The 6,684-nt window shown below is 42.8% G+C and carries 9 protein-coding genes; all 9 read right to left on the bottom strand.

The genetic code is table 11. The features are described 5' to 3' along the window. Window positions 1–280 precede the first annotated feature (280 nt). A complete protein-coding gene (locus tag AACQ17_RS04520) occupies window positions 281–1,165 on the bottom strand; it encodes an HD-GYP domain-containing protein (RefSeq protein WP_094167739.1) in 885 nt (294 codons plus the stop codon). 23 nt (window positions 1,166–1,188) lie between these two features. Then, window positions 1,189–2,799, bottom strand: a complete 1,611-nt coding sequence (locus tag AACQ17_RS04515) for a methyl-accepting chemotaxis protein (protein ID WP_094147522.1) — start codon at window positions 2,797–2,799, stop codon at window positions 1,189–1,191. A gap of 3 nt (window positions 2,800–2,802) precedes the next feature. Then, a complete protein-coding gene (locus tag AACQ17_RS04510) occupies window positions 2,803–3,294 on the bottom strand; it encodes a DoxX family protein (protein ID WP_094147523.1) in 492 nt (163 codons plus the stop codon). After that, window positions 3,285–4,034, bottom strand: coding sequence for an HvfC/BufC N-terminal domain-containing protein (locus tag AACQ17_RS04505; protein WP_166538059.1), 750 nt, complete (start codon window positions 4,032–4,034; stop codon window positions 3,285–3,287). Before AACQ17_RS04505 ends, AACQ17_RS04510 begins: the two co-directional genes overlap by 10 nt. A 23-nt stretch (window positions 4,035–4,057) precedes the next feature. Further along, the gene (gene bufB, locus AACQ17_RS04500; RefSeq protein WP_094147525.1) at window positions 4,058–4,918 is read right to left on the bottom strand and encodes an MNIO family bufferin maturase; all 861 of its coding nucleotides are present in this window, start codon (window positions 4,916–4,918) and stop codon (window positions 4,058–4,060) included. A 4-nt stretch (window positions 4,919–4,922) separates the two neighbouring features. After that, window positions 4,923–5,219 (bottom strand): BufA1 family periplasmic bufferin-type metallophore, encoded by a 297-nt coding sequence (locus AACQ17_RS04495; RefSeq protein WP_094147526.1) that lies wholly within the window; start codon window positions 5,217–5,219, stop codon window positions 4,923–4,925. 362 nt (window positions 5,220–5,581) lie between these two features. Beyond that, window positions 5,582–5,779 (bottom strand): zf-HC2 domain-containing protein, encoded by a 198-nt coding sequence (locus AACQ17_RS04490; protein ID WP_094147527.1) that lies wholly within the window; start codon window positions 5,777–5,779, stop codon window positions 5,582–5,584. Next, window positions 5,779–6,396: a sigma-70 family RNA polymerase sigma factor gene (locus tag AACQ17_RS04485; protein ID WP_094147528.1), complete on the bottom strand. Its 618-nt coding sequence runs from the start codon at window positions 6,394–6,396 to the stop codon at window positions 5,779–5,781. The genes AACQ17_RS04490 and AACQ17_RS04485 overlap by 1 nt, the downstream gene beginning before the upstream one ends. A 1-nt stretch (window position 6,397) precedes the next feature. Then, window positions 6,398–6,616, bottom strand: a complete 219-nt coding sequence (gene nrtS, locus AACQ17_RS04480; protein WP_094147529.1) for a nitrate/nitrite transporter NrtS — start codon at window positions 6,614–6,616, stop codon at window positions 6,398–6,400. Window positions 6,617–6,684: the final 68 nt, after the last annotated feature.

Raw genomic sequence — 6,684 nt, 5'->3', positions numbered from 1 at the left:
GCTCGGTGATCACACACATGACTCTGAGCCTGTAACTCATTTGTGGACATTTCCTTGTCAGCGACTCCTCTACATTAGAAAGTAATGAATTAATCTGCGTAATGCGAATCCGCTTTTTAATCAGAAAGTTGACTATTTATTAATGGGCATTCTAAACTTCGTCAATTCTTAGTCAATTCTTCGTCGGAAGTAATACGACGAGGATTATTACCGACACGACGGTGCCTCTATTACTGAGACGATAGAATCTAAAGCCTCCCTAATGCAAGGCTTTTTTTGGTTAAAGTAAGTCATCGATTGGAGTGTTTTTGATTGTTTGAACAATTACATTTTTTATCAGTTTATAATCTGGCTCGCGTTTTTGGTCTTTTGATACCGTATTCATTGTCGGTTTAATATTGATTTTTTGCCCTTCATTTATCAGTTCAACCTGAGATAAACACACTGGACAGTGTAAAGTAGAGCCAACTTTATCATTTCGATACCGAGTAATCGTAGGACCACATGTGGGGCAATTATGCAGCGGTATTTGGTCGTCACTATGCAGGATAATCTCATCGAATTTGCTTTCCTTACCTAACTCAATGAAAAGTTGACCAACGGTAGGATCAAATTGAGAGCCTAAATTGTCTTTAATGATCGCTAACGCTTTTTCTTTACTCATTGCACTTCGATAGGAGCGTTGACTCGTCATCGCATCAAAAGCGTCACAAATTGCTACAATTTTAGCTTCTAGTGGAATGTCATCTTGCGCCATTCCATTCGGATACCCCATCCCATCAAAACGTTCATGATGTAACCCAATACTATCTATTACGATTGAAGAGAGTGGATGGTTGAATATTAAGCGCACCCCCTCGGTAGGGTGCGTTTTTATCACAGAGTATTCTTCGTCTGTTAGAGCACCTTGTTTAGTAAGAATATTATCGGGAACACTGATTTTACCAAGATCATGTAGGAACCCTCCCAAAGTCACCCTTGCTATAGTTTTTCCGTCTAAGCTCATTGCTTTAGCTAATAGGTTGGCGTATTTCGATACCCGCCAAAGATGACCTCCTGTGTAAGGATCTTTTGCTTCCACAACCCAAGCCAAGATTAATAAGCTTTCTAGCAACTTTTCCCTATCGGTTGTTCTGGAAGTAAATAAGTTTTTCCATAGACTCATATTAACCTCTCATGAATACACCGCTATGTGCGGAAACTCGCTACGGTATTATGAAGTTGTTGGGACGTATCACCCAATACTTTGGTGATCTCTGCCACTTCATCAGCAGCACTTTGGTTTGCTCTCGTTTTTTCGACAATTTCTTGGACATGAGCCGCAATCGAGTGACTTTCTCTCACTTGTTCGCTCACAATTAAACTTAATTTATCTAAACTTTCTAATGAATGTTGAGCGCCCACACGTAACTCATCCAACGGTGTGATAATGCCACGAATTAAGACTGTTCCTTTTTCCATACCACTTTTACCTCGTTCGATTTCAAGGATAGATTCTTTAGCTTGTTGAGTGATTTGTGCAATCACAAGATCGATCTTTCCTGTTGCATCGGCAGTTCTAGTCGCTAACGTACGGACTTCATCAGCGACAACTGCAAAACCACGTCCACTTTCTCCTGCACGCGCCGCTTCAATCGACGCATTAAGGGCAAGTAAGTTGGTTTGATCTGCGATCTCACGGATCACACTCACCGTATTAGTGACTTCTAAAACGCTCTGTTCAAGCTTGGCGACCGTTTGTGCCGACTTCTCAACCGTCGCGGCAATAGTGACAATTTCGTCTGATACTCTTACGATCTCTCGCGAACCTTGAGAGGCCATATCATGCGCTTTACTGGCTTCATCACGAGTGGTTTGAACATTAGAGGCTAAAGAAGAAATACCTTCAGAGAAAGTCGCGATAGAAGATTCAATAGCCTGTGCCAGTGAATTTTGCTCCGCAGAGCCACATCTAACCTTATATGAAGCACTTTGCAAAGCCGTTGCTGAATGATTAACTTGTATTGAGCTATGGTTAATGGCGGTAATCATATCTCGTAAGCGTTCGCGCATGTTCGTCATCCCAGACAATAAGTCTCCAAGCTCATCTTTGCGTGTGACCATGTGCATATTGCTCAGGTCTCCCTGGGTAATAGCCGTCGTTCCTTTCACCGCTTGGCTAAGTGGCATCATAATTGAGCGGGTCATAAACCAAGCCATAAACGCCCCTGTAAAGAGTGCACAGATGCCCAATATCAGGACTGTGCGAATCGAGGTATGAACGAGTTCAAGCGTTTCGGTTTGGCGTTGTTCCATGGATTGCTGCTGGTATTGAGCCAGCTCTGAGGTTAATGAAAGCAAGCTTTTTAACGACTGATGAGTAGGTCCTGACATGAGTCTTATCGCTTCGGGACGCTCATCAAACTCCAGAGCCTCGACCGTGGCCGTAAAGTGCTCATCAAACTGTGCTCGTAAAACTGACAGTTGTTTCAACTGTTTCTGCTCTTGCTGAGTCGTCATGAGAGATCTCAACGCTTCAAGAGCGGAGTTAATTGACGCGTTATGACGATCAATATCCTTATACATATTGACGCGCTGGTCACGTTCATTGAGTATAAAGAGCAACAATAGACGCCCTGCGGCACTTTCTGAATGGAGATTAATAGCGTGGGTTAACTCTGCACGGCGAGAGTCTTTTTCAACCAACGTGAGGGTATTCGCTGCTAAATTCTCTAAACGTAATGCAGCAACCACAGCAATGGCCGCCAAAAAAACCAACAAAACAGCATAACTTAAAGAAAGCCGAGACCTTATACGCATAATTTACCTCACCACAAACCACCGAGTTAGAAGGTTATCTACAGAAATAAAGCCTGGACCACGAGCGACCAAAAAGAGTAAAGCAGCCGCCCAAACGCCGTGTGTTGCGTAAGCATCTGGGTAGACAAATATTTGAATCACAGTCGTCATGCCAAGTAGAGCAAGTGCAGAGAAACGAGTAGCAAAGCCGATCAAAATAAGTAGTGGGAAAAAGTGCTCGGCAAAAGCCGCCATGGGTGCGGCTATCTCTGGTGGGATAAGTGGCAATTGATACTCGTAACGAAATAAATCGAGTAAGGAATCCGAATAACTAGGCCACCCAAGTTTAAATTCGCCAGCGACAATATCGATAGACAACCCTTCGATCTTAGTTTGTCCCGATTTCCAGAAAATGGCCGCGATAGAAAAACGAGCCAGTAAAGCGATGATAGTATCGGGTATACGAGTGAGCAACTTGATGAATGATTGGATCAACGTAATAGTTTTCAGTAACATGGACTACTCCCTATGGAGACAATATTGATGATGGCTTGGTTTCGTATTAACCAAGCTAACGTATAGGAAAGCTCAAATTCCCCCGCTTGTTGGACCGCCTCAGCAAATGAAACTCCATCATTCAACAACTTAATAAAATGAATGGCATGATGATCTAAGCATGTGATCGCTACACTTACATTATGCCTAATCACTACCACGGCTTCCGAAGCCGAGATATCAATGTTATTAAGGTTAACCCGTTCGTTTTGGTGAGCAGACCAAATAGAGGCGATTGGATATTGAGAGTCAAAAGTGTTTAAAGAGGGATGCAATATAAAACAAGTTTGTTCTAAGGCGACCTCATCAGACAGCCATGCCGCTAATGTTTCCTGAGATATAGGCTCAGCATCAGCAGCATGCCAAGATTCAATTCTCATCCACTCTAGCCGAGCAACATCAGCAAGATAAGGCACACCCGAAGCAGGAATAAACGAAGTGATAAAATCAGGGAATTCAGACCCATACCAAACCAAAACAGGAGAACTAGGAGGATGACCTTTGATAAACTCGCGTGCCATTGCTTGAAAAAAGGCTTCACCTACCAAAGATTGAACGACTGGATAGCTATCGGTGAGGGCATCAATTAACGACACAATCACATTGTTACGATAGACGGCAAAGCGCATTTCAGGATCAGAGCCATTCCAGGTTGTTAAACCTTCGGGACAAGATTCATCTGAAGCCAAAATATTTGCCATCCACTGTGCTTGCCTCTCCCTGTTCATAATTTCACTTTAACCTTATCCATAATATCTTGTGCTTGCTTGGCTTCCGCAGCTAACACGGCAAACGCTGGAATATTGTTATCGCGTTCAATCAAGGTCGGTTTTGGTCCTATGCGTTCAATCACAAAACGATACCAGCTCCATACTTCTTTACTGATAGGTGCTCCATGACTATCAATTAAAAGTGACGATCCTATCGAATCAACATCTTCGGCATAACCAGCAAGGTGGATCTCCCCAACCGCAAACAATGGTAGTGCTTGGATATACGACGCCACGTTACGCCCGTGGTTCACACAAGAAATATAGGCATTATTCACATCCAGCAATAAACCACATCCCGTGCGCTTGATTACTTCGCAGATAAACTCTTCTTCAGAAAGGTCAGAGCAAGAAAACTCAACATAAGTCGCTGGATTTTCAAGTAACATCCGATAACCCAACTTTTCCTGTACACGATGAACATGTTCACAGACACGCGACAGCGTTTTTTCATGGTAGGGGGCGGGCAGCAAGTCGTTTAAAAAAGTACCCTGATGGCTGGACCAAGCAAGATGTTCGGAAAAGGCCTCTGGTTGATAGCGTTTTATTAGCGTGGCTAACCGATCTAAATGTGCTTCATCCAGCGGATCCTCACCACCAATAGAAAGACCAACACCATGAATCGAGAGCGGATAGTTTGCTCTGATCTGTTCAAGATGGTGATGAAAGGGGCCTCCTGGCACCATGTAGTTCTCAGCATGGACTTCAAAAAAGCCCATATCAGGCTGAGTATCGAGGATGGTTTGAACATGTTCAGGTTTCAAACCAACCCCGATAGATGCTGGAAGACGCGAGATAGTCTTCAAATTCATCATGTTATTACGAATTTTTCTCTTTAAATTCTTTTAACTGACCAAATCCAGTTGGTGAGGTTTGAGATACGGTTTGTTCACAAGTGCCTTTAGGAACAAGTGACCAAGCATTACCTTGGTAATCTCTTATCGATGTGCCAGCACAAGATGTACCAGCACCTGCTTTACAATCATTTTTCCCTTTCAATGCCACGCCGTAGCATTTTTCTTTATCTTTCATTCCCGCTTCCGCTGGAGCAGCAGCCATTACCAATGCGGTGCTTAGAGCTGTGACTAGTGAGGCAGAAACCATTGCTTTATTCATAACGTATCTCCATTTACTTTCGTTATATCCATTCATCTTTGCTTAAAAGCAGTTTGACTCTCAGGCGATCAATGGTGTTTTTCCTACTCTCATCAATCAGACGAGAGTAAAGCTGTTGAGCTATCCAGTGGCGATAAATGACAGTTTATTTAGCCACTTTGATGCTTGCGTTTTTTAGCTCTTACCCATTTGTCGTGCATGACATCTTGTTTCTTACACATAGTTTGAAATTATTTTTTTGTTAATGAATGATAACTATAGATGAAGAAGCTAAATATGCATTCGGTTTTTTATGATTATAGAAATTTGAAGATAAAATAGAGATGTTGATTAGTGTAGAGGGACTCGGCAGAGCGACACAATCAATCTGGCGTCGAATCATTATGCTCTTCATGGGCAAATTGTTTACTCATTTGTCGAATCGTCCCCATTTGCTTGCCAAAATTACGACATCCTGAACACATCGACGTATGCATCGCCAACGTCGCTTTTTCTTTCATAGATAGTGGACGGTCCAACGATTCAGACAATAACCGCGTGGCTTGCTTACAATTCATCATCACTCGCGTCCTCCTCGAAACCATTTATTCTCTAAACATTCCCGTAATCTCAATCTTGATCGGTAAAGCATAACGTGCAAATTACTGGTGGTTAGCCCTAGGTTTTGGCAAATTTCATCACTTTCAAGTTCAACGAATTCTCTCATCATGAATACTCGTGCAAGGTTTTCAGGCAAAGCATTCAAACAGGTTTCAAAAACTAACCAAAATTGCTCATCTTTAACCGACTCCATCGGCATCGACCACCCAATAGGACGCTCATCTGCATGCCAATAACCTCGTTGATTAAATAAGACTTCATCCATCACATCAGATTCTTCGTTGCCGAGTTGGCTGACACTTACTTCTCTTTGATTCTTGCGCAACAAGTCGATAATCTTGTTTTTTAAAATAGCGAAGACCCATGTCTTGAACGCTGACTTACGACCAAACTTTGCGATATTACGGTGAGCTGCCAGCAAGGCTTCTTGGACAGCGTCTTCGGCCATCCCCTCATCTCTTAACTGAAGTCGTGCAAATTTCAGCATCTCCTCTCGTATTTTGCTGATAAAGCAGGGATCATCGAATCCTTCATCGCTCTCATGGCCTATGCGACCCATTTCTACGTCGGTGCTCATACTAGTCTCCCTTATCCAGTTGAGTTTTTGCGGCACTGTATGAGGAAACACAATAAGGTACCAAATAATTCAGCAGTACTTGGCCCCAGGCAATCACGGCTCCGTCAAATAAAGCCTGCCCCTGATTGATAAGATTTAGTAAGGTTCCAACAACTAAAGAGACTTTGAGTGCTGTTTTAATAATCGACCATCGAAGAGCAACAGGAATAATTCTTAGCATCGATCCTCTCTATTTTTCTGCCACTGCCTTCCTCGACTATAGTTCTAAAATTCAACATATAATCACTT

The sequence above is a fragment of the Vibrio sp. V10_P2A27P122 genome (genome assembly GCF_963874335.1).
Taxonomy (GTDB): domain Bacteria; phylum Pseudomonadota; class Gammaproteobacteria; order Enterobacterales; family Vibrionaceae; genus Vibrio; species Vibrio anguillarum.
This window is presented reverse-complemented; position numbering and strand designations above follow the sequence as displayed.

Excerpts from the sequence above, each read along its gene's own strand:
- AACQ17_RS04520 (WP_094167739.1), bottom strand. The coding sequence starts at position 1,165 with ATGAGTCTATGGAAAAACTTATTTACTTCCAGAACAACCGATAGGGAA.
- AACQ17_RS04515 (WP_094147522.1), bottom strand. The coding sequence starts at position 2,799 with ATGCGTATAAGGTCTCGGCTTTCTTTAAGTTATGCTGTTTTGTTGGTT.
- AACQ17_RS04510 (WP_094147523.1), bottom strand. The coding sequence starts at position 3,294 with ATGTTACTGAAAACTATTACGTTGATCCAATCATTCATCAAGTTGCTC.
- AACQ17_RS04505 (WP_166538059.1), bottom strand. The coding sequence starts at position 4,034 with ATGGCAAATATTTTGGCTTCAGATGAATCTTGTCCCGAAGGTTTAACA.
- bufB (WP_094147525.1), bottom strand. The coding sequence starts at position 4,918 with ATGATGAATTTGAAGACTATCTCGCGTCTTCCAGCATCTATCGGGGTT.
- AACQ17_RS04495 (WP_094147526.1), bottom strand. The coding sequence starts at position 5,219 with ATGAATAAAGCAATGGTTTCTGCCTCACTAGTCACAGCTCTAAGCACC.
- AACQ17_RS04490 (WP_094147527.1), bottom strand. The coding sequence starts at position 5,779 with ATGATGAATTGTAAGCAAGCCACGCGGTTATTGTCTGAATCGTTGGAC.
- AACQ17_RS04485 (WP_094147528.1), bottom strand. The coding sequence starts at position 6,396 with ATGAGCACCGACGTAGAAATGGGTCGCATAGGCCATGAGAGCGATGAA.
- nrtS (WP_094147529.1), bottom strand. The coding sequence starts at position 6,616 with ATGCTAAGAATTATTCCTGTTGCTCTTCGATGGTCGATTATTAAAACA.